This is a genomic window from Anaerocolumna xylanovorans DSM 12503 (genome assembly GCF_900143645.1).
GTDB classification, from domain to species: domain Bacteria; phylum Bacillota; class Clostridia; order Lachnospirales; family Lachnospiraceae; genus Anaerocolumna; species Anaerocolumna xylanovorans.
Genome location: NZ_FRFD01000006.1, coordinates 202,668 through 225,013 on the forward strand (window position 1 = coordinate 202,668; position 22,346 = coordinate 225,013).

General features: G+C 40.3%; 21 protein-coding genes. 19 read left to right on the forward strand and 2 right to left on the reverse strand.

The window, feature by feature from the left end; all coding sequences use genetic code 11:
* The first annotated feature begins 142 nt into the window (after positions 1–142).
* Positions 143–346: a DUF1858 domain-containing protein gene (locus tag BUF11_RS11350; RefSeq protein ID WP_073588966.1), complete on the forward strand. Its 204-nt coding sequence runs from the start codon at positions 143–145 to the stop codon at positions 344–346.
* Between the two features lie 86 nt (positions 347–432).
* On the opposite strand, the gene BUF11_RS11355 is transcribed toward BUF11_RS11350, so the two are convergent.
* Positions 433–1,224: an adaptor protein MecA gene (locus BUF11_RS11355; RefSeq protein WP_084558611.1), complete on the reverse strand. Its 792-nt coding sequence runs from the start codon at positions 1,222–1,224 to the stop codon at positions 433–435.
* 443 nt (positions 1,225–1,667) lie between these two features.
* Between BUF11_RS11355 and BUF11_RS11360 the strand changes: the two genes are divergently transcribed.
* The 15 genes from BUF11_RS11360 to BUF11_RS11430 all read left to right on the forward strand — a co-directional run bounded on the left by BUF11_RS11360 (position 1,668) and on the right by BUF11_RS11430 (position 16,955).
* The gene (locus tag BUF11_RS11360; RefSeq protein WP_139243392.1) at positions 1,668–3,005 is read left to right on the forward strand and encodes a serine/threonine-protein kinase; all 1,338 of its coding nucleotides are present in this window, start codon (positions 1,668–1,670) and stop codon (positions 3,003–3,005) included.
* Positions 3,006–3,031: 26 nt separating this feature from the next.
* The gene (locus BUF11_RS11365) at positions 3,032–3,661 is read left to right on the forward strand and encodes a hypothetical protein (protein ID WP_073588969.1); all 630 of its coding nucleotides are present in this window, start codon (positions 3,032–3,034) and stop codon (positions 3,659–3,661) included.
* 381 nt (positions 3,662–4,042) lie between these two features.
* On the forward strand, positions 4,043–7,330 hold the full coding sequence (locus tag BUF11_RS11370) for a cellulose binding domain-containing protein (protein ID WP_073588970.1): 3,288 nt from the start codon (positions 4,043–4,045) through the stop codon (positions 7,328–7,330).
* Positions 7,331–7,341: 11 nt separating this feature from the next.
* Entirely contained in the window at positions 7,342–7,896 is a 555-nt protein-coding gene (locus tag BUF11_RS11375) for a hypothetical protein (RefSeq protein WP_073588971.1), read from the forward strand.
* A 76-nt stretch (positions 7,897–7,972) separates the two neighbouring features.
* Positions 7,973–8,968 (forward strand): carboxypeptidase regulatory-like domain-containing protein, encoded by a 996-nt coding sequence (locus BUF11_RS11380; protein WP_084558612.1) that lies wholly within the window; start codon positions 7,973–7,975, stop codon positions 8,966–8,968.
* A gap of 12 nt (positions 8,969–8,980) precedes the next feature.
* Complete coding sequence (locus tag BUF11_RS11385) at positions 8,981–9,535, forward strand: hypothetical protein (protein ID WP_073588973.1); 555 nt, start codon at positions 8,981–8,983, stop codon at positions 9,533–9,535.
* Between the two features lie 263 nt (positions 9,536–9,798).
* A complete protein-coding gene (locus BUF11_RS11390; RefSeq protein ID WP_073588974.1) occupies positions 9,799–10,188 on the forward strand; it encodes a YfaP family protein in 390 nt (129 codons plus the stop codon).
* A gap of 11 nt (positions 10,189–10,199) precedes the next feature.
* Positions 10,200–10,754 carry a hypothetical protein gene (locus tag BUF11_RS11395; protein ID WP_073588975.1) on the forward strand — a complete coding sequence of 185 codons (555 nt, stop codon included), beginning with the start codon at positions 10,200–10,202 and terminating at the stop codon, positions 10,752–10,754.
* Positions 10,755–10,756: 2 nt separating this feature from the next.
* On the forward strand, positions 10,757–11,326 hold the full coding sequence (locus tag BUF11_RS11400) for a hypothetical protein (protein WP_073588976.1): 570 nt from the start codon (positions 10,757–10,759) through the stop codon (positions 11,324–11,326).
* A gap of 155 nt (positions 11,327–11,481) precedes the next feature.
* Positions 11,482–13,188: a glycosyl hydrolase family 18 protein gene (locus BUF11_RS11405; protein ID WP_073588977.1), complete on the forward strand. Its 1,707-nt coding sequence runs from the start codon at positions 11,482–11,484 to the stop codon at positions 13,186–13,188.
* Positions 13,189–13,268: 80 nt separating this feature from the next.
* Positions 13,269–13,991 (forward strand): N-acetylmuramoyl-L-alanine amidase, encoded by a 723-nt coding sequence (locus BUF11_RS11410; protein WP_073588978.1) that lies wholly within the window; start codon positions 13,269–13,271, stop codon positions 13,989–13,991.
* Between the two features lie 79 nt (positions 13,992–14,070).
* Positions 14,071–15,123 (forward strand): L-threonylcarbamoyladenylate synthase, encoded by a 1,053-nt coding sequence (locus tag BUF11_RS11415; RefSeq protein ID WP_073588979.1) that lies wholly within the window; start codon positions 14,071–14,073, stop codon positions 15,121–15,123.
* Between the two features lie 58 nt (positions 15,124–15,181).
* The gene (locus BUF11_RS11420; RefSeq protein ID WP_073588980.1) at positions 15,182–15,640 is read left to right on the forward strand and encodes a low molecular weight protein arginine phosphatase; all 459 of its coding nucleotides are present in this window, start codon (positions 15,182–15,184) and stop codon (positions 15,638–15,640) included.
* Entirely contained in the window at positions 15,637–16,065 is a 429-nt protein-coding gene (gene rpiB / locus BUF11_RS11425) for a ribose 5-phosphate isomerase B (protein WP_073588981.1), read from the forward strand. The genes BUF11_RS11420 and rpiB overlap by 4 nt, the downstream gene beginning before the upstream one ends.
* Before the next feature lie 80 nt (positions 16,066–16,145).
* Positions 16,146–16,955, forward strand: a complete 810-nt coding sequence (locus BUF11_RS11430; protein ID WP_073588982.1) for a YwmB family TATA-box binding protein — start codon at positions 16,146–16,148, stop codon at positions 16,953–16,955.
* A gap of 77 nt (positions 16,956–17,032) precedes the next feature.
* On the opposite strand, the gene BUF11_RS11435 is transcribed toward BUF11_RS11430, so the two are convergent.
* Positions 17,033–17,428, reverse strand: a complete 396-nt coding sequence (locus BUF11_RS11435) for a hypothetical protein (RefSeq protein ID WP_073588983.1) — start codon at positions 17,426–17,428, stop codon at positions 17,033–17,035.
* 109 nt (positions 17,429–17,537) lie between these two features.
* Between BUF11_RS11435 and BUF11_RS11440 the strand changes: the two genes are divergently transcribed.
* From BUF11_RS11440 to BUF11_RS11450, 3 genes are all read left to right on the forward strand, one after another.
* Positions 17,538–18,164 (forward strand): hypothetical protein, encoded by a 627-nt coding sequence (locus BUF11_RS11440; protein WP_073588984.1) that lies wholly within the window; start codon positions 17,538–17,540, stop codon positions 18,162–18,164.
* A gap of 432 nt (positions 18,165–18,596) precedes the next feature.
* Positions 18,597–19,826, forward strand: coding sequence for a class I SAM-dependent methyltransferase (locus tag BUF11_RS11445; protein WP_073588985.1), 1,230 nt, complete (start codon positions 18,597–18,599; stop codon positions 19,824–19,826).
* Complete coding sequence (locus BUF11_RS11450) at positions 19,820–22,342, forward strand: hypothetical protein (protein ID WP_073588986.1); 2,523 nt, start codon at positions 19,820–19,822, stop codon at positions 22,340–22,342. The genes BUF11_RS11445 and BUF11_RS11450 overlap by 7 nt, the downstream gene beginning before the upstream one ends.
* Positions 22,343–22,346 lie beyond the last annotated feature (4 nt).

Here is a 22,346-nt window from a genome sequence, read left to right on the forward strand (position 1 = left end):
TAATATAAACAGGCCTATAATACAAGTAAAATATGCATAAACTTCGAAAACAAATACTGCCTTGACGATAAGATTCACTTCGATTATAATGTAATAGATAACTATACAGAAGTGAGTTTTTGATAAACAAGGAGGTATTAATATGGCACAGGTATCAAAGGATATGACAATTGGTGAGATAATTCTAGTTGATCAGGGTGTTATTCCTATTCTTTTAGCCTCAGGCATGCACTGCATCGGCTGTCCTTCTTCACAGGGAGAAACTTTGGAAGAAGCAGCAATGGTACATGGAATGGATGCAGACGAGTTAATGGAAACAATTAATGAGTATTTGCAAAATAAATAGATCAAAAAAAGATTCTGTAACAAACTGTTGCAGAATCTTTTTTATTTCGTATTAATAATACAAAGATTGTAGTACCGGAAGTTCCTTTATAAAGTGGATAATACCTGTATGGCTTTCCCCTTGATAATCTGTTCAAAATGTTCCTCATAATAGTAGGTACTTGCATAGGTAGTAAGTTCAAGCTTTCCGTACTCGGAAACAATATTGCATATTTTATTAAACTCCTCCGGAGTATGCTCGGATTTGGAGATTACCAGGTAATAAACAGAGTTTAAAGGGTTTTTATACAGCGTATTATAACCATCGTAGCAATGGGAGATTACTGCGGCAAGCTTTTCAACTTCATCTAATGATTTAAAGGAATATACTTTCATAAGGTTGGTCTGATAGGATACGGATTTTGCTTCAGTCAGGTTTTCAGAAGGTTCCTCTTTGTTAATGGATAAAGCCTCTGCCAAAGGTATAAAATCCTCATTCTCCTCGGGGGTGCTATCAGAAAGCAAGTCATCTATCTGTCCAAAAGAACTAATGATCTCGTCGGCATAGGAATCCTCGCCGTCTTCTTCGTATACATTGTCATTGTCATGGTCATCCGGAGAAAACTTAGAGAATCTTGTATCCAGTTCGTCAGGGTCCTCCACCTTTGTTATAACCAGAATTAGGCATTCCGGTGAAACAGGGATTGCTTCTATCATTAACGGTATATCTTCTGCTTCAAATCCAAACTCGTAATTTGCCTGCTGCATCATGTCACGGAACAAGGCTTTTGCCTTCTCACTACCATAGGCTAGTTCGCTGATACGTAACTCCCGATCCACTAAATCATCTCTGCTCAAAGTACAGCGAATCTGACGTTCGCTAATTTTCTCTATCTTCATAGAATCACATCCTTTTCTATGTGCTGGCCTGCGGTAATGTATAGCTGCCATACAGGCATTCTATTGCTGTAACAGACTATGAGTGCTGCAACATTGATACTATAGTGATGTTGTATTCAAAGTATAATTTATTAGTATTACTTAGTCAAGTGATTTTTTCCGCCAAATTCTTGGATTTTCTCACATATCTGGATTTTGGAAAGACTTTGTTCGATACATAATAATCGCGATAGGAATATCTTTTTATTTATTCTAGTATATGCTTTCAAATAAGAAACATTTACTTTTTTTCAATCTCTTTCGGCATATTGACGAAGAAATGAAAGAAAATTTGTGAATTACCATGAGTAAAAAAAGATTGTGAATAATTGGATATCCCTGTATAATAAAAGAAGGAATCCTTGATATTTCTTTCCATAATAAATCTAATAAGAAAGGAGAGAATGAACGATCCGGTTTGGTTTGATAAATACAGTATTATAAGGCCCCTGGGAAAGGGCGGAAGCGGAGAGGTGTTTTTAGCAAAACATATAAAATTAGCTTCGCTTTGTGCAATCAAAAGAATTCATAAGGGAAATCCCCTTCACGAACAGCTTCTTAAAGAGGCTGTTATCCTAAAAAGTCTGTCACATCCATGTATTCCAGTCATTTATGATTTTGAAGAAGATGCAGAACATTCCTATATTATTGAACAGTATATGGAAGGAACCCTGCTAAAAGAATTCATCAGGCAGGAAGGCCGGCCAAATGAAAGACTGGTGCTTTCTATCGGAATTTCTATCTGTGATTTATTTCTTTATTTATATTCTTTGGACAGTCCGCTTTTGTATCTGGACTTAAATCCCGGAAATATTATCCTGAATAATACAAAGGTAAAGCTGATTGATTTTGGTGCCTGTGTTTATAAAGAAAAGGCGGAAGAACGTAAGTTTTCACAGGGAACAAAAGGCTTTTTTGCACCGGAATTAAAAAATGGCGTACCCGATGAAAAAAGCGATATATATGCCATTGGTGCCCTTTTGTATTATATCGTTATGGGTGGAATACCTTCTAAAACCGGTACCTTTTTACCGGATACGGCTGCGGGAAGGCTATACTCCGCCGGTTTGCTAAGTACTATCCAAAAAGCTTCAAGATATTATTCTGTTTTTCGCTACTCCCATGTTGCCGGGTTAAAGAAGAAATTATTAGAACAAAATCGGAAAATCAAAGGCGGTAATGTAGTATCAGGCGAATCCTTAAAAGTGGCAATTGCGGGAGCGCAAAGCAGAATAGGGGTAACCCATCTGGCTCTGCTTCTAACCAATTATCTGAATAGCAAAGGAGTAAAGTGTCTTTACAGGGAGAATAATCCATCCGGGCACCTAAAGGCGATTCTGGACCGGCAAGGTGCCAGGCTGCAGGCTGACGGTATCTGGCATCTAAGGGGAAGTTTCTTTCTTCCTTATTCGAAGCTGGCAACTGTTCCCCAAACGGATAGTTTCCGGATAACCATATATGATTATGGAGTGGACTTTTTGGAAGAAGAATTTACCAAGGCAGATGTCAGGCTGCTGGTATCAGGAGCAAAGGATTGGGAGACAGAAAGCATGGAATCCTTAAGCGGTAAGTTATTGTTAAACTTCTTAAGTGGAAAGCAGTACAGGGATTTCTGCAAGGAAGAAAAAAACAGGAGAAATTACCGTCAATACTATCGCATTCCCTATGAACCCGATCCCTTTTCGGAGGATTTATCCCGGGAAATGAAGGATTTTCTCGAGGAATTACTGGAGAAGGAATAGAGGGCCTGCCTTACGGAGGTGATAAATTGCGTCTGTTCAAAGAAAGCAAAAGGGAATATAAAGGGCATGGAAGGCTGGTTATAGGGATAACAGGAACCCATAGAGGTGCGGGGGTGACCCATTTGGGACTTGTGCTGACCGCCTGTATCAGTGAAGGGTTAGGCTTAAGTACCGCATTTCTTCACTGGGCAGACAATAAAGATATCTGTTTTTTAAAGAGCCGCTTCCTGGCGGAGCAGGAGGACGTTTCCCCGGGAGAACCCTTTACGGTATCGAGGGCCTCTTTTTATCCCTGGATGAGGAGGGAAAGGGTGGCGGAGGTACTTGCTAAGGGCTATGAATGCATTATTATGGATTTTGGCAGTTCCTATAAAGAGCATAGGGAGGAATTCCTGCGCTGCGATATAAAAGTAGTGGCAGGAAGCCTTGCCCCATGGAAGCGTTATCTCCTGGAGGAATTCATTGTTGATTCTGAAAGAATAACCGGAAGCATGGATTGGATTTATGCAATAAATCACAGCAACTCCAAAGAAAGAGCTGCAGCAAGGGATTTTCAGAGAACTATTCTTCCCGTTCCCTATGGACCGGACCCTTTCTTTCTGTCACCGGATGCCATGAATTTTACAAAGAACCTATTAATAAATCGCTGCCCTTGAGGTTAAGTATAACATATCACAAATGACCTGCTTATCCAAAAAGGCAAAAGACCAGAAGACAAAGAGTTCAAGGTAAATGTTAAAAGTTAAAAAACAGGAAATAAAAAACAAAGGTCTGCAAATAAGTATCCTCAATACACACAGGCAGATGAAGGGAAAGGGCTTGCCGGAAAAGGCAGGCTCTTTTCCTTATTAGTATAAAATGATTTGCTTTAAAGGTCTAAAGAAAATTCAAAAAATGCATAACTATACATGCCAATAAATTGAATAATATGACAGATGTTGACATGCATTAAATAATTTGTTATATTTTACCATGAAAGAATTATAAAAATAAAATATATTTATAGTTTTCTCAAATTTATAATAGGAGAGTGGGACATGAAAATGAAGAAACGAAAGATGAAAAGTTATGTTTCAATGATTTTAGCATTAATTATGGTTATTTCTTATTTAACTCCCTTACAATCGCAGGCGGAAGGTTTGGCATCAGCCGAAAGTGCGGCGGGATTGTCAGAAACGGTAATGGCTTCCGGCTGTAATGCGGTCACAGGAGGAGCCATTAATGTCAACAGCAATATATTTACCGGTGATGGATATGCGGTTGAATTTGTTGTTAACAGTCAGTGGGACGGTGCATATAATGCGAACATAAAAATTACAAACAGCAGTAATTCGGCCATAGAGGACTGGTCCCTTGAATTCGAATCTAAAAATGAAATCACTAATATATGGAATGCCAACATACAGTCCCATGAAGATAATGCATACAAAATAAAGAATGCTGTCTGGAATCAGGATATACCCGCAGGGGGAAGCGTCAGCTTTGGTTTTACTGCCAAAGGAGACGATGTTGATTATCCGTCCGGTTACACGATGCCGGGAAAAGAGGTCTTATCGGATAATACGGACTACAGTATCCGGTATGTAATAGACAGTGATTGGACTACAGGCTTTACAGCCCGTATAGAGATAACCAATACAGGAGAAGCGGACATTGAGGATTGGAGTCTGGATTTCGACCTGGATAACAATATCAGCAGTATATGGAATGCGGTTATAAAAGAGCATACAGGCAATCATTATGTGTTAAAAAATACAGGATATAATCAAAATATTGGTACCGGTAAAAGCGTATCCATCGGTTTTGTTGTTTCCGCCGGAAGCTCTGTCAATGTGGTAATGAACGCAGTTTTAAACCAAATAAAAGACACGGGGAATCTGCCAGGCGAAGATAACACTCCGGAACTGGAAGACATCGGTACTGCTTACTTTCAGGATATTACGGATGATGATGTAATAACTGATGAGGATACCGGGCTGATTTATGCAAAGAACCAGCTTCTAATCAGTGCGATGGACGGCCTTGATTACAGTGTAGTGGAAGACATAGCAAAAGATATAAATGCCAGAATAGTAGGGTACCTTGAGCTGACAAATGATTATCAGCTGCAATTGAATGAGAATACGGATATCGAAACATTAAATGAGATTATTGATTATGTTTCCAGCTTTAGCTTTATCGAAAGTGCCTCCTTGAATACGGCCTTTCTTTCGGAGGAGGATGTGGTCAAAACCAATGATACAGAATATGCCGGGGATGATTGGAGTGAATCAAAGCCGGGAGGTAATAACTGGGGCCTGGAGGCAATCAGGGCATTATCTGCATGGGATTTTTACAGCAATATGCAGTCGGTTAAAATTGGGCTTCTTGATGGTTCTTTTGATGAAAACCATGAGGATTTGCAGTATGCCCATACATGGAACAATGCTTCTACAGGCGGAGAGTCCCATGGTACCCATGTATCAGGAATAATGGCTGCGAAATTTAACAATAAAAAGGGGATTGCAGGGGTAGTTCCTAAAAAAGCCTTATATGCGTTTTCTACAGATGGTACTGCAACCTCTAAGTATTCAACGGTAATGGAGTATAAATATGGCTTTGCAAATTTAATCGGAAATAATGTCAAAGTTATAAATGTAAGCCAAAATACGGGCTGGCTGCAGTGTTACGCTGCTTCACATGGAAATACCAAGGCTAAAAGTTATGTGATAACTAATGCGGGAATTTTGGAGGAATTTCTGCAGAAGCTAATTAATAAGGGGTATGACTTTGTAATAGTGGCAGCGGCTGGAAATGTGAATAATGATCATTATTTTACAAAGGTTCCGCTTGCAACATACGGCTATATTGAAACTAAAAATCCATATGACGAACACGGTGATGCCTTAGCCTTTTATAACAGCTTTCTAAATGCCATTACATTAAGTGACGTAAAGAAAAGAATAATAACCGTTGGCTCTATAGGCCTTAATTTTTCAGGTGGATATACGCTTTCAAAATTTAGTAATATTGGTGACAGGGTGGATATTGTGGCGCCTGGTGAAGACATAAACAGCTGTTATGTGAATAATCGCTACGGCAAAATGGGTGGAACATCTATGGCTGCACCTTATGTTGCCGGTACAGCAGGATTATTATACAGTGTAAATCCGGCACTTTCCGGACCGGAAGTTAAGCGGATAATAACTTCAAAGTATTCCCGGTCTGTTTCAGAATATCCACTATTAGATGCCTATGCCTGTGTCAAATATGCAAAGGATGCCGTTGGAAACACACCGCCTCAGGGGCCTCCCACCGGTATCGTAACAGGGCTTGTAAAGGGTATTACAGGGACTGGGTTGTCTAGTGTAAATGTAACAGCCATACGTATCAATTCGGGACAGGCAAATCTGGATAACCATTCCTCCGTAACGACAACAAGCAGTAACGGAGAATATGAATTTGTGCTTCCCGAAGGAACCTACAATATTTTAGTAAGCAAAAAAGGCTATTACCCTCAGCTGGTAAAGAATGTCCTGATTACTGCCGGGCAGACGAACTATATGGAAAATATCATAATCAGTGATATTACCGCAGGAGTTTTGTCCTCAGAGGTCAACGGCAGAGTTACCAATGCGCTGACCGGAGAGATGATTGCCAATGCCCAGGTAAGGTTCCGGAAAAGCTGGAATAATACCTCGGGAGCATATGTGAGTAAATTGTTTTCGGGAACAATAAAGGCAAATACCAATTCCCACGGTACTTTTGAGGTCAGCCTGCAGATTGGAAATTACACGGCAGAAGTTGTCAAAGATGGTTATATTACAGGATACTATAATATTATATCCACCTTAAATCCCGGTACCCAGAATATGGTTCTGACACCGGTTATTCAGGATAACCAATACCGGATAGTCCTGACTTGGGGAAGTACACCCGCTGATTTGGATTCTCATTTGGCAGGGAAGCTGGAGGATGGTACCGCATTTCATATCTATTACAGTAATAAGGTTTTCGGCTACAAGGGCTCTACCATTGCGCAGCTGGATTTGGATGATACCTCAGGCTATGGGCCGGAAACAATTACCCTGACACTAAAAGCGGATATACCGGGAACCTATCGTTATATTGTCCATGATTATACCAATAGAGCCAGCTTTACTTCCAATGCCTTATCCCTGTCCGGTGCCAGTGTGAAAATCTACCGTGGAAATGACCTAATAAAGACTTACAATGTGCCAATAAATGAAAGAGGCAATCTGTGGCGGGTTTTTGAGATTAATAATGGGGTAATCAATACCTTAAATACGATGAGCTATCAATCATCTTCCGACAATATTAACTAAGGAGAAATTGTATGAAAAAAGTTTTATTAAGGGTACTTCTTTTTATTACGTTAATTATGGGGCTAGGATATGGGTATTTAAAGTATCGTTATGAAAAACAAGAAATGCCCCATATCGTGTTTATACAAAATAATTGGTTTGCAAATGAATATGAATATGGTAGTTTTATTGATAACAGGGGGAATATTTATGAGTTTAAAGTACCAGGGGAAAACAGAACAGGTGAAAAAGAAAAATACAAATATTTGGAAAAAGAATATTTGAACTCATTAGCAGAATCGAAGGTAGTAAGAACAGTAGAACTTGATAAATTAGAAAAATACTATTCTATTGTCAAAAAAGCATCGACCTTTCGAATAAAGCTTACCGAAACACATCCGGGTTTGGATGTTTATCTGGGATACCATGAATGGTGTGCTTTCCGCTATAGTCTGTTAGGAAAGCTTCAGGCTGTAACACTGTATGGAACAGGAGATACAGAAGTCATAAATAAAAGCAGGTACGCAAAAAGGGCCGCCAAGTTAGTACAAGAAATGCTTCCGGAAATTCCGAGACCGGAGCAATAGGAATTTCTAAATTTAAAACATATAGCACTAAATGGAAAGTTATTGTTAATAAAGAAAGTGCAATCAATTATTTGGGATGATATTGACTGCACTTTCCTTTGTGACGATCATATGCATCAATTTGGGTCATGCAAATCCGGATAGCTATTCCTATATAACGGCAACAAACAGTAACGGAGAATATGAATTTGTGCTTCCGGAAGGAACCTATAATGTTTTAGTAAGCAAAAAAGGCTATTACCCCCAGCTGGTAAAGAATGTCTTGATTACTGCAGGGCAGACAAACTATATGGAAAATATCATAATCAGTGATATTATTGCAGGAGCGTTGTCCTCAGAGGTCAATGGCAGAGTTACCAATGCGCTGACCGGAGAGATGATTGCCAATGCCCAGGTAAGGTTCCGGAAAAGCTGGAATAATACTTCAGGAGCATATGTGAGTAAATTATTTTCGGGAACGGTAAAGGCAAATACTAATTCCCACGGTACCTTTGAGGTCAGCCTGCAGATTGGAAATTATACGGCAGAAGTTGTCAAGGACGGTTATATTACAGGATACTATAATATTATATCCACCTTAAATCCCGGTACCCAGAATATGGTTCTGACACCGGTTATTCAGGATAACCAATACCGCATAGTCCTGACATGGGGAAGTACCCCAGCTGATTTGGATTCTCATTTGGCAGGGAAGCTGGAGGATGGTACCGCATTTCACGTCTATTACAGCAATAAGGTTTTCGGCTACAAGGGCTCTACCATTGCACAGCTGGATTTGGATGATACCTCGGGCTATGGGCCGGAAACAATTACATTGACACTAAAGGCGGATATACCGGGAACCTACCGTTATATTGTCCATGATTATACCAATAGAACCAGTTTTTCTTCCAATGCCTTATCCCTGTCCGGTGCCAGTGTGAAAATCTACCGGGGAAATGACCTAATAAAGACCTACAATGTACCTATAAACGAAAGAGGTAACCTGTGGAGGGTGTTTGAGATTAATAATGGTGTAATCAATACCTTAAATACAATGAGCTATCAATCATCTTCTGACAATATTAATTAAAGGGGGAATTATATGAAAAAGGTTTTATTAAGGCTGCTTCTTGTTGCTGTAGTAATTATAAGTTTGGGCTATGGTTACTTAAAGTACCGGTATGAAAAACAAGAAATGCCCCATATTGTATTTATGCAAAGCAACATTCTAACAGGTAAATACGAATATGGTAGTTTCATTGATAATCAGGGGAATGTTTATGAGTTTAAAGTTCCTGAGGAAGACAGGATGGATGAAAAAGAGAAGTACCGATACCTGGAAGAAAATTGTCTGAATCCATCAGCGGAACCGAAGGTTATGAGAACAGTTGAACTTGATAAATTAAAAGAATGCTATTCTCTTGTCAAAAAAGCATCGACCTTTCGAATAAAGCGTTCTGCGACAGATCCATATGACGATGCTTATTTGGGGAATCATAAATGGTATTCATTTCGCTATAGTCTATTGGGAAAACTCCAGGTGGTAACATTGTTTGGAACCGGAGATTGGGGAGTTGTAAATGAGAGCAGATATGCTCAAAAGGCAGCCAAATTAGTACAGGAAATGCTGCCGGAAATCCCGAAACCGGAGCAATAGGGATTTCTAAATTTAAAACATATAGTACTAAATAAAAAGTTGTTGTTAATAATGAAAGTGCAATCAATTATTTGGGATGATATTGACTGCACTTTCCTTTGTAACGGCTATATGTATTAATTTGGGACAGGTGAACCTGGATAACTATTCCTCCGTAACGACAGCAAGCAGTAACAGAGAATATGCATTCGTGCTTCAGAAAGGACCCTATAATGTTTTAGTAAGCGAAAATTCTATTATCCCCAACTGATTTGGATTCTCATTTGGCAGGGAAGCTGGAAGATGGTATCGCATTTCATGTCTATTACAGCAATAAGGTTTTCGGCTACAAGGGCTCTACCATCGCACAGCTGGATTTGGATGATACCTCGGGCTATGGGCCGGAAACAATTACTTTGACGCTAAAAGCGGATATACCGGGAACCTATCGTTATATTGTCCATGATTATACCAATAGAACTAGCTTTACTTCCAATGCCTTATCCCTGTCCGGTGCCAGTGTGAAAATCTACCGGGGAAATGACCTAATAATGACCTACAATGTACCCATAAATGAAAGGGGCAATTTGTGGCGGGTTTTTGAGATTAATAATGGTGTAATCAATACCTTAAATACGATGAGCTATCAATCATCTTCTGACGATATTAATTAAGGGGGAACTATATGAAAAAGGCTTTATTAAGGCTGCTTCTTGTTGCTGTAATAATTATAAGTGTGGGCTATGGCTATTTAAAGTACCGGTATGAAAGACAGGAAATGCCCCACATCGTATTTATGCAAAATAGTATTTTGACAAGTAAATATGAATATGGTAGCTTTATCGATAATCAGGGGAATGTTTATGAGTTTAAAGCACCTAAGGAAGACAGGATGGATGAAAAGGAGAAGTACCGGTACTTAGAAGAAAATTATCTGAATACGTTAGCAGAGTCGAAGGTTGTAAGGACAGTAGAACATGATAAATTAAAAAAATGCTATTCCTTTGTCAAAAAAGCGTCGAACTTTCGGATAAAGCTTACCGAGAATCATCTATATAAAGATGTCTATATGGGAGATCATGAATGGTATGCTTTCCGTTATAATATGCTGGGAAAGCTTCAGGCTGTAACACTGTATGGAACTGGGGATATGGAGGTTGTAAATAAGAGCAGATATGCAAAAAAAGCCGCCAAGCTAGTACAGGAAATGCTACCGGAAATTCCGGAGCCGGAGGAGTAAACTTGAAAAGGAAAATATATAAAAAATATTTATATATGCCGCTTTTGGTGATTGTATTAATTATGGGGCTAGGTTATGGTTACTTAAAGTACCGGTATGAAAAACAGGAAATGCCCCATATAGTATTTATGCAAAACAATCGTTTTGGAAGAGAATATGAATATGGTAGCTTTATCGATAATCAGGGGAATGTTTATGAGTTTAAAGCACCTAAGGAAGACAGGATGGATGAAAAGGAGAAGTACCGATACCTGGAAGAAAATTATCTGAATACGTCAGCAGAGTCGAAGGTTGTAAGGAAAGTAGAACTTGATAAATTAAAAAAATGCTATTCCCTTGTCAAAAAAGCATCGAATTTTCGGATAAAACTTACCGAGAATCATCCATATGAAGATGTTTATATGGGAGACCATGAGTGGTTTGCTTTCCGCTATAATTTGTTCGGGCAGCTTCAAGTTGTAACACTCTATGGAACCGGAGATTGGGAGGTTGTAAATAAGAGCAGATATGCAAAAAAAGCCGCCAAGTTAGCACAGGAAATGCTGCCGGAAATTCCGAGACCGGAGGATTAAGCATAAAAAGGAAGATACAGGAAAAATTGCCAATAAAAGAGCGCATAAGCCCCATTGCCGTTTCCTTTTATACAAAAAAGTCGAATTTCATAATGACGCCCGGTAAATTCAATGCTATAATAGTATAAGATTTGATACTTATGAAAGGGGTCAACATGAGAAGACAAAGGAATATGACAGTGGCGGGAATAGCTGTTGCGCTGATAATATTACTGGTTATAATACTATCTGCCATTGTAAAAAAATTCACTCCAAGCAACGAACATATGGCATTGACTGATTATTACCATGTAAAGGGTGAGGAAGTTCAGGTAGTGCTTCAAGATACGTTATATGAAAAACAGGGAATATTAAAAGACGGTCAGGTGTATCTTGACTATAATACGGTAGCAGACATATTCAATAAAAGATTCTATTGGGATTCCAATGAAAATATTCTAAGCTATACAACCCCTACGGAAATTATAAGAGCGGAGATCGGAAACAGCTATTATAATGAAAATAACAGCCAGGTCAAGACGGATTACCAGCCGGTCATTATGGAAGACCAGACAGCTTATGTAGCCATTGATTTTGTAAAGCAATACTCGGATATGAGCTATACTCTTTATAAAGACCCTTCCAGAGTCGTGATTGGCTATAAGTGGGGAGATGTTCTTACAACCAAGACAAAGAAAAAGACTCAATTAAGGTATAAAGCAAGCATCAAGAGTGACATCCTAAAGGATTTAAAAGAGGGAGAAGAGATTACCTTAGTTGATACCAGTGAAGCAACCAGCGGGAAGTTCTATAAGGTAATAACAGAGGACGGCGTTATCGGATACGTTAAGGCTAAGAAGGTAGCAAAACCCTATTATACAACTCTTAAGAGCAGTTTTAAGGCACCTTCCTATTCCCATATAACACAGGAGGGAAAGATTAATCTGGTATGGCATCAGGTTACCAATAAACAGGCAAACGGCAATTTGCTCTCCATGCTGGAAGGGACCAAGGGAGTGACCTGCGTATCTCCTACCTGGTTCAAACTTTCTGACAATGCGGGAGGAATTACTTCCCTGGCAAGTGAAAGCTATGTGGAACGGGCGCATAATCTTGGAATACAGGTATGGGCGCTGGTAGATGACTTTAGTACGGATGTGGACAAGAAGAAAGTACTTTCCTCCACTTCCAGCAGAAAGAAATTAGTCAACGAGCTTATAGCAGAAACGATTAAATATGGAATTGACGGTATCAATATCGACTTTGAGAAGATTCCGCAGGAAGCGGGAGAGGATTTCATCCAGTTTATCCGTGAACTGTCCGTAAAATGCAGAAGTAACGGTATTGTTCTTTCTATAGATAATTATGTGCCTGCCAGCTACAATTCCCACTATAACTGGGAAGAGCAGGGAGAAGTAGCGGATTATGTAATTGTCATGGCATACGATGAGCACCACAGCAATTCGGAAGAGAGCGGTTCGGTATCTTCTGTAGGATATGTAAAAGAGGCGGTCAGCGGAATATTAAAATCCGTACCGAAGGAAAGAGTAATTATGGGTCTGCCTTTTTATACAAGATTATGGAAGGAAACAAAGGATGATGATGGAACAGTAAAGATTACCTCTGAAGCCTACGGGATGAATGCAGCCCAAAACCTCCTTACGGATAACGGAGTCACAGCGAAATGGGACAATAAGACAGAACAGTATTACGGAGAATTTGAAAAAGACGGTGCCCTGTATAAGATGTGGCTGGAAGAAGAGGATTCCTTTGAAGCAAAGCTAAAAGTAATCGCAAAAGAAGATATTGCAGGTATTGCAGGCTGGAAACTGGGCCTTGAAAAGGATAATATCTGGAACGTAATCACAAAATATATAAATTAGACACAACATCTGCAAAGTGAATCATAGGGCAGGGCTTTTACTCATAGAATATAGTAAAACAACCTGAATGGATTTACATTGTGAAAAACCACAGAAAGCTTTACAGGAATTATTTCCACATATTGTTTTTGTGCTTTGTCTGCCTGGCAGTTTATACCCTTAATGACCCTTCTATTGATGTTATGCAGAGGGAAACCAAGACCGGTAAAACTGACGGGCAGATAACTGTTATTTTAGATCCCGGACATGGAGGATTCGATCCCGGAAAGGTTGGGATTAACGGAGCTCTGGAAAAGGATATTAATCTGTCGGTGGCCCTAAAACTAAAAAGGCTGTTAGAGCAAAATGACATCAAGGTGATTATGACAAGGGACAGTGACAGCGGACTTTACAGGGATAGTGACAATAATAAAAAGGCAGCCGATATGCGAAAAAGGGTGGATATCATTAATAACAGCAGTGCCGTTTTAGCTGTCAGCATCCATCAAAACAGCTATACCAGCGAAGCAATCAAAGGTTCACAGGTGTTTTACTATACGAGATCCAAAGAGAGTGAAGAATTCGCAAAGATAATGCAGGACCAGTTAAAGGATACCTTACAGGACGGGAACAAAAGAGAAGCAAAATCCAATGACTCTTATTACATGCTAAGGAAAACAGAATGCCCTATTGTAATTGTAGAATGCGGTTATTTATCCAACAGTAAGGAGGCGGCTCTTTTACTAAAGGAGGATTACCAGGAAAGGCTGGCATGGGCAATTCATCTTGGAATATTCCGATATCTTAACACCCTTGACAGGTAGAAAGCAAAAAGCTGGTATTCCCTGGTGTATGGTGTTATAATGTAGCTGTTACTAAAGTGCAGGAATCAGGTAAAATGTTATGGATACGAAGATTATAAAGATAGATAGTAATAATATTGACAGTATAAAGCTAAAAGAAGCGGCAGACATATTAAAAAGCGGAGGATTGGTGGCTTTTCCCACGGAGACAGTATATGGACTGGGAGCGGACGGACTCAACAGGGAAGCGTCTGCGAAGATATACACTGCCAAGGGAAGGCCTTCTGATAATCCTCTCATTCTTCATATAAGCTCCATGAAAGCACTGGATGATTTGACAGAAGGAGAATCGTTACTGGGAAAGAAGCTGGCACAGGCCTTTTGGCCGGGACCTTTAACCCTCATATTTAACAAAAGCAGCAGGGTCCCCCTTACGACTACGGGAGGGCTTAATACCGTAGCCATTCGTATGCCTGCTCACCCGGTAGCCTATGAGCTTATCAGACAATCAGGTGTTTATGTGGCAGCACCCAGTGCCAACGCCTCGGGAAGGCCAAGCCCTACCACAGCCTTGCATGTAATAGAAGACATGGAGGGAAGGGTTGATATGATAATTGACGGGGGAAAGGCAGATATTGGATTGGAATCCACCATTGTAGATGTTACCGGAGATGTACCGGTTATATTAAGACCGGGATTTCTTACGCTGGAAGATATAAAGAAGGTTACCGGAGAGGCAGAATATGATAAGAGTCTGTTTCAAAAACCTACGGAAAATTTCAAACCCAAGGCCCCGGGAATGAAATACCGGCATTACGCCCCAAAGGGCCAGCTTACAATTTATGAAGGTGAAAGCGGTAGTGTGATAGAGGCAATTAATAAAGCGGCAGCTAAGAAGCAGTCAGAAGGTTTTAAGGTAGGAATCATTGCGACGGATGAGACGCTTAAGGCTTATAAGGACGGTATTATTAAAACCATAGGTACCAGAAAAGACGAGAAAACCATAGCGGGAGGGCTGTTTCAGATTCTGCGCGAATTTGACACAGAACAGGCAGATTACATATTTTCTGAAAGTTTTTATGATAATTCTTTGGGACAGGCCATTATGAACCGTCTCTTAAAAGCAGCCGGTTATCATATTGAGAAAGTGTAAGGCAGGCGGATGCCTTTGAAACAGAAATGCAAAGAAGGGAAAGGTTAGGGGTATATATATGATAAAATATGAAAAGATTATATTTGTCTGCACCGGAAATACCTGTAGAAGTCCCATGGCAGAGACCATATATAAGAGCATGGAAACGAACAGCGACATCACGGTAACTTCCAGAGGGTTGGTGGTTCTTTTTTCGGAACCTTTTAATCCCAAAGCAGATACAGTACTAAAAAATCATAACCTGGAACTGGAAGGGCATTTTTCCAAGCCCCTTAAAAATTCAGACATTGACGAAAACACATTGGTGCTTACTATGACGGAAAAGCAAAAGCAAAGTGTGATCGAGGACTTTAAAGACACCGGAAATATCTATACAATAAAAGAGTTTGTCGGTGAAAGCGGTGATGTGACAGATCCTTATGGCGGTACACTCATTGATTATGAGGATTGCTATGTAGAATTGGCAAGACTTGTGAAAAAGACCGTATATAAGCTCAACGAGGAGGAAAATACATGATAGCATTAGGTTGTGACCATGGCGGATATGAATTAAAGCAGGAAATAATAAAGCATCTTGAAGGCAGGGGAGTACTATATAAAGACTACGGTACGTATACAGAGGACTCCTGTGATTATCCGGTATATGCAAAGAAGGTTGCCGAGGCAGTATTAAGTAAGGAATGTGAGTTTGGTATATTGATTTGCGGAACGGGAATAGGTATTTCCATAACTGCCAATAAGATAAAGGGTATCCGTGCAGCTCTTTGCCATGACTGCTTTAGCGCAGAGGCTACAAGATTGCACAATGATGCCAATATCTTAGCTATGGGAGCCAGAGTAATCGGGCCAGGACATGCACTGAAAGTCGTGGATACTTTCTTAGATACTCCATTTTCACAGGATGAAAGGCATATAAGAAGAATAAATCAGATAGAAGATTAAGATATCGGAATAATCTCCACTTATCGGGTAAGAATATCATATAAAGTGATGGTATAAATTACCTTGGGTGGAGGTGTTTTATGAGAATAAAGCAAGGTATTTACAGGCAGTTAGGAAAAACTTTATTTAACCGGAAACAGAAGGCTTGGCTTTATATTCTTGGTGTGTTGTGGATGGCGGTTATTGTACAGGTGGGGGTAAACCATCTGCTGCTTCCAAAAACAAACCTTTTGCAGGCTTTTGTAAGCACAAATACTAATGTATCTGCCTTTGAACTGGAGATGTGTGCAAGCTATGGAAAAGGCTATTTGACTGACGAGGCGGAGGAAAACCTTGTATACTATCTGGCGGACAGCATAGGACTTAAGATGGAAGAGCCACCCACTGTATCAGACAATGGGCAGGAAACGGAAGTTGTAGTTGAAAAAACAGGCAAAAATGCCTATACCTCAATTAAAGTGGTTACCCTGGCACAACAGGGAAAAGATAGCGCAAAGGATTTGCATCATTATATTCTGATCAGGCTGAAACTTTATGAAAATACAGAAAGCCTGCTGGAATACCGTAAGATACTGGAAAAGGCGTTAAAGGAGCTGAAGGCAGAAAATATACAGACGACCATGCAGCTTTCCAGTACTTATAAAGGGCATCTGACCTTGAAGGATATGAATAAGATTGCAGATGATATGATAGAAAGCCTGGGAGGAAAAGTGGCGTATGCAAACAGGGAAGAAGAACTTTTCACTGTTTATGCCTATAGCGGCCTTTTAAAGGAATATATAACTTCCATGGGTACTAAAATAAATATTCACATTGCAATACAATATGATAAGGATACCGATAATACCGTTGTTTATCTTGGAACACCGGTAATAAACGGAGGATATTAAGCCGCTGTTCACGTCTTAGCTGCCTTTTTTGGAAGGAGTTAAGATGTGAAACAACGGTTTTTCTTACTTTTAATTATTTAAAACCAACGTTTTCTGCCTCTGTAACGTTTCCGGCGTTCAAGCATTTCATTGTACAAAAGTATTTCTGTCATATCTTTCATCCAGTCGGAGTTATCGGAAATGCTGGACTCTTTGACAAACTCAAGGCTATGATAGATTTTATCGGCAAGCTTTCCTAAATAAACCCTATCAGGGTATTCGTCAAACATAAAACTACCGTCATATTCCAGCTTATCACATTCTTCTTCAACCAGAGAGAGCATCATCTTTACCTTCTTAGGATACAATTGCTTCATGTAGTCAAAATCCTTTGCAGCATCCTCACAGTTGTCGTAACCGTATAAAGGCATCATGGGAACGGCAAGGGGAACATGGTATGGAGACATATCAGTCATATAGATGTTGTTAGCCATGTACCCCTGTGGATAACCGTAATCGTATTCTGGCCTATGATTTGCTTCACTGTCAGAATAGTTCTGCACTCGGGGCATAAATCCAGGTGTTTGCGGAACAGTCGGGAGTATGGTGCCAGGGAAAGAGCTTGAGGGATTCGGCAAGGTGGAAATGGGATTTCCCGGGGTACTAGGTATAGTGGTATCTCCCGGTACGGAAGGGATATCGGGGATAGAAGGAATGGTTGGAAGCGAAGGAAGTGTAAAAATAGGGCTTGTAGGAGTAGTTAGCGGAGCCGTTGGCATGGTAGAGTTTAATTGGTCAAAGGGTGTTGTTGGCATTGTAGGTGTTGTAAATCCCGGAACAGTGGGAGCCGTTGGCGAGGAGCTTCCGGGAGCAGCCGGTGTAGTGGGCCTTACAGGCATTGTTGGAATTGTGGGCGAAGTGGGGCTCATAGGCATTGTTGGAATTGTAGGTGTCATGGGCCTTGTAGGTGCCATTGGAATTGCAGGCATGGTAGCCCTTGGCGGAACCGTACCTGTGCCCGGTGTAGCAGGCTGTGTCGGCCTGGTAGGGGAAATCGGCATGGTAGGCTGCGTAAGAAGGCCCGGGGGCATACCGGGAGCAGTAGTTCTGGGTAAAGTGGACTGGATTGGTGAGGTGCCCGGAGGGGTCGGCCTTGGTGAACTGGGTCTTTGGGGTATCACCGGAACTGTTCCGGTAGGAAGAGTAGCGGGGACCGTAGGGAAGGTCTGACTTGGTGTGCCTGGGACTGGAGAAACGGGGCCAGGGGGTGTTGGAGTGGTGAAGGTATCCTGAAAGGAAGTTACCTTTCTATCAAAATCCGACGGAGAAATTCCGGTAAAACTAAGATTCATAGGTGACTTTGTCCCCAGAAGATCTGCATAAATAGAATCCACAAAAGCTGGTTTGCTCTCGGTGGAATGATTGGCAGAGTGAGTAGTGTAATTAGGAATACCGGACTTATTGTAAGGATTGTTGGAAGGTGAATATTCCGGACGAGAATATTTCATTAGATCCTCCTTTAAGATGCAATATCATTTTATAACTAATATATGCAGATGTGTTCCCATCGTTCACCTTAAGAATAAAAATAGTAGGAATATTTTATCTGTTATGATACAATGGTTTTGGCAAAAGAATGATAGAAAGAGGTTATAATCTAAGATGGAAGGCAATAATTTATCCATTATAGGAGAAAATTTAAATATAGATTTTATAGATATGATAATCAGCAATCCCGTAAAGGGAAAGGATATAAACAAGATTACAGTCCGGCCGGTTACCATAAAGGGAAAGGAATTATACCAGGTCTGTGAATATAGAAACAATCAGGTATTTCATAAGAACGTGGATAAAGATACCCTGATAGGGCTTTTAGACCAATGGATGGGGAAAGAGATGAAGCAGCTTCTTTTAAGAACCGGAAAAAGCCAGGTGACTCTCTTAGTCAGCAGCAAGGGAAAAGAAACCTTGAAGGTAAAACAGCAAAAGGCTGGGGAAGAGAAGGCAGAGCTGCAAAAGAGCACTGCCCATAACCGCGAAAAGGTATATATTATACAGGAGGGAACTTTCGTTCCTTTTCTGTTTGACCTTGGAGTTATCACAAAGGAAGGGAAGATCGTAAAGGATAAATATGATAAGTTCAGGCAGATAAACCGGTTTCTGGAGTTTGTGGAAGATGTACTGCCTGCCCTAAAGAAGGACAAGGAACTTACCGTTCTTGATTTTGGATGCGGGAAATCTTACCTGACCTTTGCCATGTATTATTATCTGAAGACCGTTAAAGGATATTCCGTCCGTATCATAGGCTTGGATTTAAAAAAAGAAGTAATTGCTAATTGCAATGCACTGGCACAGAAATACGGTTATGATAGGCTTAACTTTTTGACAGGTGATATAGCGGATTATGAAGGAATAAACAGTGTAGATATGGTTGTGACCCTTCATGCCTGCGATACTGCAACGGATTATGCCTTGTACAAGGCCATAAAGTGGGGAGCACAGGTGATTCTGTCGGTGCCTTGCTGCCAGCATGAGTTAAATAAACAAATAAACAATGAGATATTAAATCCCATTCTGCAATACGGACTGATAAAGGAAAGAATAGCAGCCCTGGCAACGGATGGGCTAAGAGCCGAACTTTTAGAAGCAGCAGGCTATAAGACGCAGATCCTTGAGTTTATTGATATGGAACATACACCAAAGAATATATTGATTCGCGGTGTAAAAAGAAATGATTCCGATACAGACGGTAAGACGGGTAACAGGCAGATAGCAAAAAAACTGGAAGAAATCGACCGTCTGATGGAATTTCTTCAGGTCAGCCCCAAACTATATGAATTATTTCGTAATCATCTGCCACAGCAGGATAGTGAGGAAGTGGATATATGCTAAAGCACATTTACCGGATAATTATTCTTATATTTATATTCAGCGGAGCGCTTTACTATTTCTCTAAGGATATTGAAGAGGAAGTAAATCAAACTCAGGGTACAGTTTCTATGGGAAAAGCTTCTTTTCCCGTTGTTATGATAAGACAGGGGGGGAAGGAGTATAATCTGCTCCACGGCTACAGCAACAATCTGGATGCCAGTCTTGTAAGAGAAGCTGTAACGCCTCTGGGCTCTGATCAAAGCTTTGATGTGGTAATTGACGGGAAAGAAAATGATGTAAAGCGTGTTATTTATGAATTAAGAGATACAAAGAATAACAGTCTTTTGGATACGGATACTATAAATGCATTGGAAAAGGAAGAAGATTATAAAACGGCTCATATCAAGCTGAAAACTGACCTTACAGGGGGGAAGGAATATTCCGTTAAGCTCACCCTTGTAACCAGTAAGAGCAGAAAGATAAATTTCTATACACTTGTAAAGAAAGTGGAAAATTCTTACCTGGCGGAAAAGCTTGATTTCATAACAGATTTTCACGACTCTATTATGGATAAGAAGAAAGCCACCGGTATTATTGCCTATTTGGAGCCTGAAAGCAGTGCGGACAGCACCTCTTTGGCACATGTGGATATCCATTCCAGCTTTGAACTTATAAGCTGGGGGAATTTAAACCCGAAAGTTGTAGGACCGGTTATCCCAACAATTGATGAGATTGATTCGGATACAGCTTCCGTTACATTAGGCTATACCGTAAAGGCAAAAACGGAATCCGGGGAAGAATTATACCGTGTAAAAGAATTCTACCGGGTCAGATATACCAGCACCAGGATGTACCTGTTAAATTACAACAGGACAATGGAATCCTATTTTGATGTAGAGCTTACCAGCCTGGCAAAAAGCGAATTTAAGCTTGGAATTACATCAGATCAGGATATTGATTATGTAACGGACAGTAAGAAAGTCAAGATTGCCTTTGCCAGAATGGGTGAGTTGTGGTACTACAATCTGACGGAAAATAAAATGACAAGAGTATTTTCTTTTAGAGAAAGTGATACCGATTATATAAGGGATATTTACGGAGAACATGATATTCAGATATTGAAGATGGATGATGACGGCAATGTAGACTTCATGGTCTATGGCTATATGAACAGAGGAGCCTATGAAGGCTGTGTAGGTATGATATTCTACCGCTTCTACAGCAACGAAAACCGTATCGAAGAGCTTTTGTATATTCCTATGAACATAACTTACCAACTGCTCAAAGAGGAACTGGACGGCTTTAGCTATGTGAATAACAAACAGGTATTTTACTTTATCCTGAATAACAAAATATATTCTTATAATCTTATAACGGATAATCTGAGTGCTATTGCAGAAGATGTAAAAAAGGATAACTATATCGTTGATGTGAACAAGCATTATATTGCATGGGAAAACGCCCGGGATAAAAAGGATGTTACAGAAATAGAAGTACTGGATTTGGAAAGCGGCATGAAGGACAGCCTTAAGGCACCGGAAGGCGAAATCATCAATCTTTTGGGAAAGATTGACGATAATCTCATTTATGGATATGGAAAAAAAGATAACTATACAACTGCAACGGATGGAACTCTTTTAACCCTTTTATATAAAGTTGAGATTGCGGATAAGGACAAGAACATACTAAAGGAATACAAAAAAAGCGGATATTATATAACCGGAGCATCGGCCCAGGGTAATATCATAACTTTAAACAGGCAAAAGAAAGATGGCGGCGGAGATTATGAGGAAGCGGATGATGATTATATCCTAAACCGTGTAACCGGAAGCTATAAGGCATTCGGTATCACTCAGAGGGTAACAGAAAAGACACTGACAGAATCCTATATCGCTCTCCCGGGAGGCTATACCATGACGGAGCTGCCTGCCTTATCAAAGACAAAGAATACGATTATTACAAAGGATACTACTCTAAGATTAAAGGATTCTGTACTGACACTGCCTCCTTTTATTGTTTATGCAGGAGGGGAGAGTGCAGGTGCCTATGACAGGGCAGGAGAAGCAATTAATGAGGCTTACAATCTTGCAGGAATTGTTGTAGGTGACAAACAGCAGATTGTATGGGAGAGAGTTGTAAGAAGTTCGCAGATAAGTCTGTCAGGGATCAAACCGATCTATGAATACGGCGACAGCTTACGGGCATGTGTGGCAATGTTAAGCAGCTACAAAAAGGGATATGAGGACACAAACCCGAAGGGAGATTCTCTTACGGCAATGTTAAAAGAAAAGTTCGGGGAGTCCTATCTTAATATCTCGGATGCGGCTTTGGACCAGGTGCTGTATTACCTGAATAAGAACCAGCCGGTAATAGGGATGAAGAGCAAGAACCAGGCAGTTCTGATTGTGGGATGCGATATGTACAATATTACTGTGATTGACCCGGACCTTGGAAAAACAATGAAGATAGGTCTAAAAGATGCCGGAGAAATGTTTGAAAAGGCCGAAAACAGGTTTTTTACCTATTTACAGGATTGATGTT

What these genes read in the sequence shown, in the direction of transcription:
- BUF11_RS11350 (WP_073588966.1), top strand. Translation starts at nt 143, where the DNA reads ATGGCACAGGTATCAAAGGATATGACAATTGGTGAGATAATTCTAGTT.
- BUF11_RS11355 (WP_084558611.1), bottom strand. Translation starts at nt 1,224, where the DNA reads ATGAAGATAGAGAAAATTAGCGAACGTCAGATTCGCTGTACTTTGAGC.
- BUF11_RS11360 (WP_139243392.1), top strand. Translation starts at nt 1,668, where the DNA reads ATGAACGATCCGGTTTGGTTTGATAAATACAGTATTATAAGGCCCCTG.
- BUF11_RS11370 (WP_073588970.1), top strand. Translation starts at nt 4,043, where the DNA reads ATGAAAATGAAGAAACGAAAGATGAAAAGTTATGTTTCAATGATTTTA.
- BUF11_RS11375 (WP_073588971.1), top strand. Translation starts at nt 7,342, where the DNA reads ATGAAAAAAGTTTTATTAAGGGTACTTCTTTTTATTACGTTAATTATG.
- BUF11_RS11380 (WP_084558612.1), top strand. Translation starts at nt 7,973, where the DNA reads ATGATATTGACTGCACTTTCCTTTGTGACGATCATATGCATCAATTTG.
- BUF11_RS11385 (WP_073588973.1), top strand. Translation starts at nt 8,981, where the DNA reads ATGAAAAAGGTTTTATTAAGGCTGCTTCTTGTTGCTGTAGTAATTATA.
- BUF11_RS11395 (WP_073588975.1), top strand. Translation starts at nt 10,200, where the DNA reads ATGAAAAAGGCTTTATTAAGGCTGCTTCTTGTTGCTGTAATAATTATA.
- BUF11_RS11405 (WP_073588977.1), top strand. Translation starts at nt 11,482, where the DNA reads ATGAGAAGACAAAGGAATATGACAGTGGCGGGAATAGCTGTTGCGCTG.
- BUF11_RS11415 (WP_073588979.1), top strand. Translation starts at nt 14,071, where the DNA reads ATGGATACGAAGATTATAAAGATAGATAGTAATAATATTGACAGTATA.
- BUF11_RS11420 (WP_073588980.1), top strand. Translation starts at nt 15,182, where the DNA reads ATGATAAAATATGAAAAGATTATATTTGTCTGCACCGGAAATACCTGT.
- rpiB (WP_073588981.1), top strand. Translation starts at nt 15,637, where the DNA reads ATGATAGCATTAGGTTGTGACCATGGCGGATATGAATTAAAGCAGGAA.
- BUF11_RS11430 (WP_073588982.1), top strand. Translation starts at nt 16,146, where the DNA reads ATGAGAATAAAGCAAGGTATTTACAGGCAGTTAGGAAAAACTTTATTT.
- BUF11_RS11435 (WP_073588983.1), bottom strand. Translation starts at nt 17,428, where the DNA reads ATGGCTAACAACATCTATATGACTGATATGTCTCCATACCATGTTCCC.
- BUF11_RS11440 (WP_073588984.1), top strand. Translation starts at nt 17,538, where the DNA reads ATGGTGCCAGGGAAAGAGCTTGAGGGATTCGGCAAGGTGGAAATGGGA.
- BUF11_RS11445 (WP_073588985.1), top strand. Translation starts at nt 18,597, where the DNA reads ATGGAAGGCAATAATTTATCCATTATAGGAGAAAATTTAAATATAGAT.
- BUF11_RS11450 (WP_073588986.1), top strand. Translation starts at nt 19,820, where the DNA reads ATGCTAAAGCACATTTACCGGATAATTATTCTTATATTTATATTCAGC.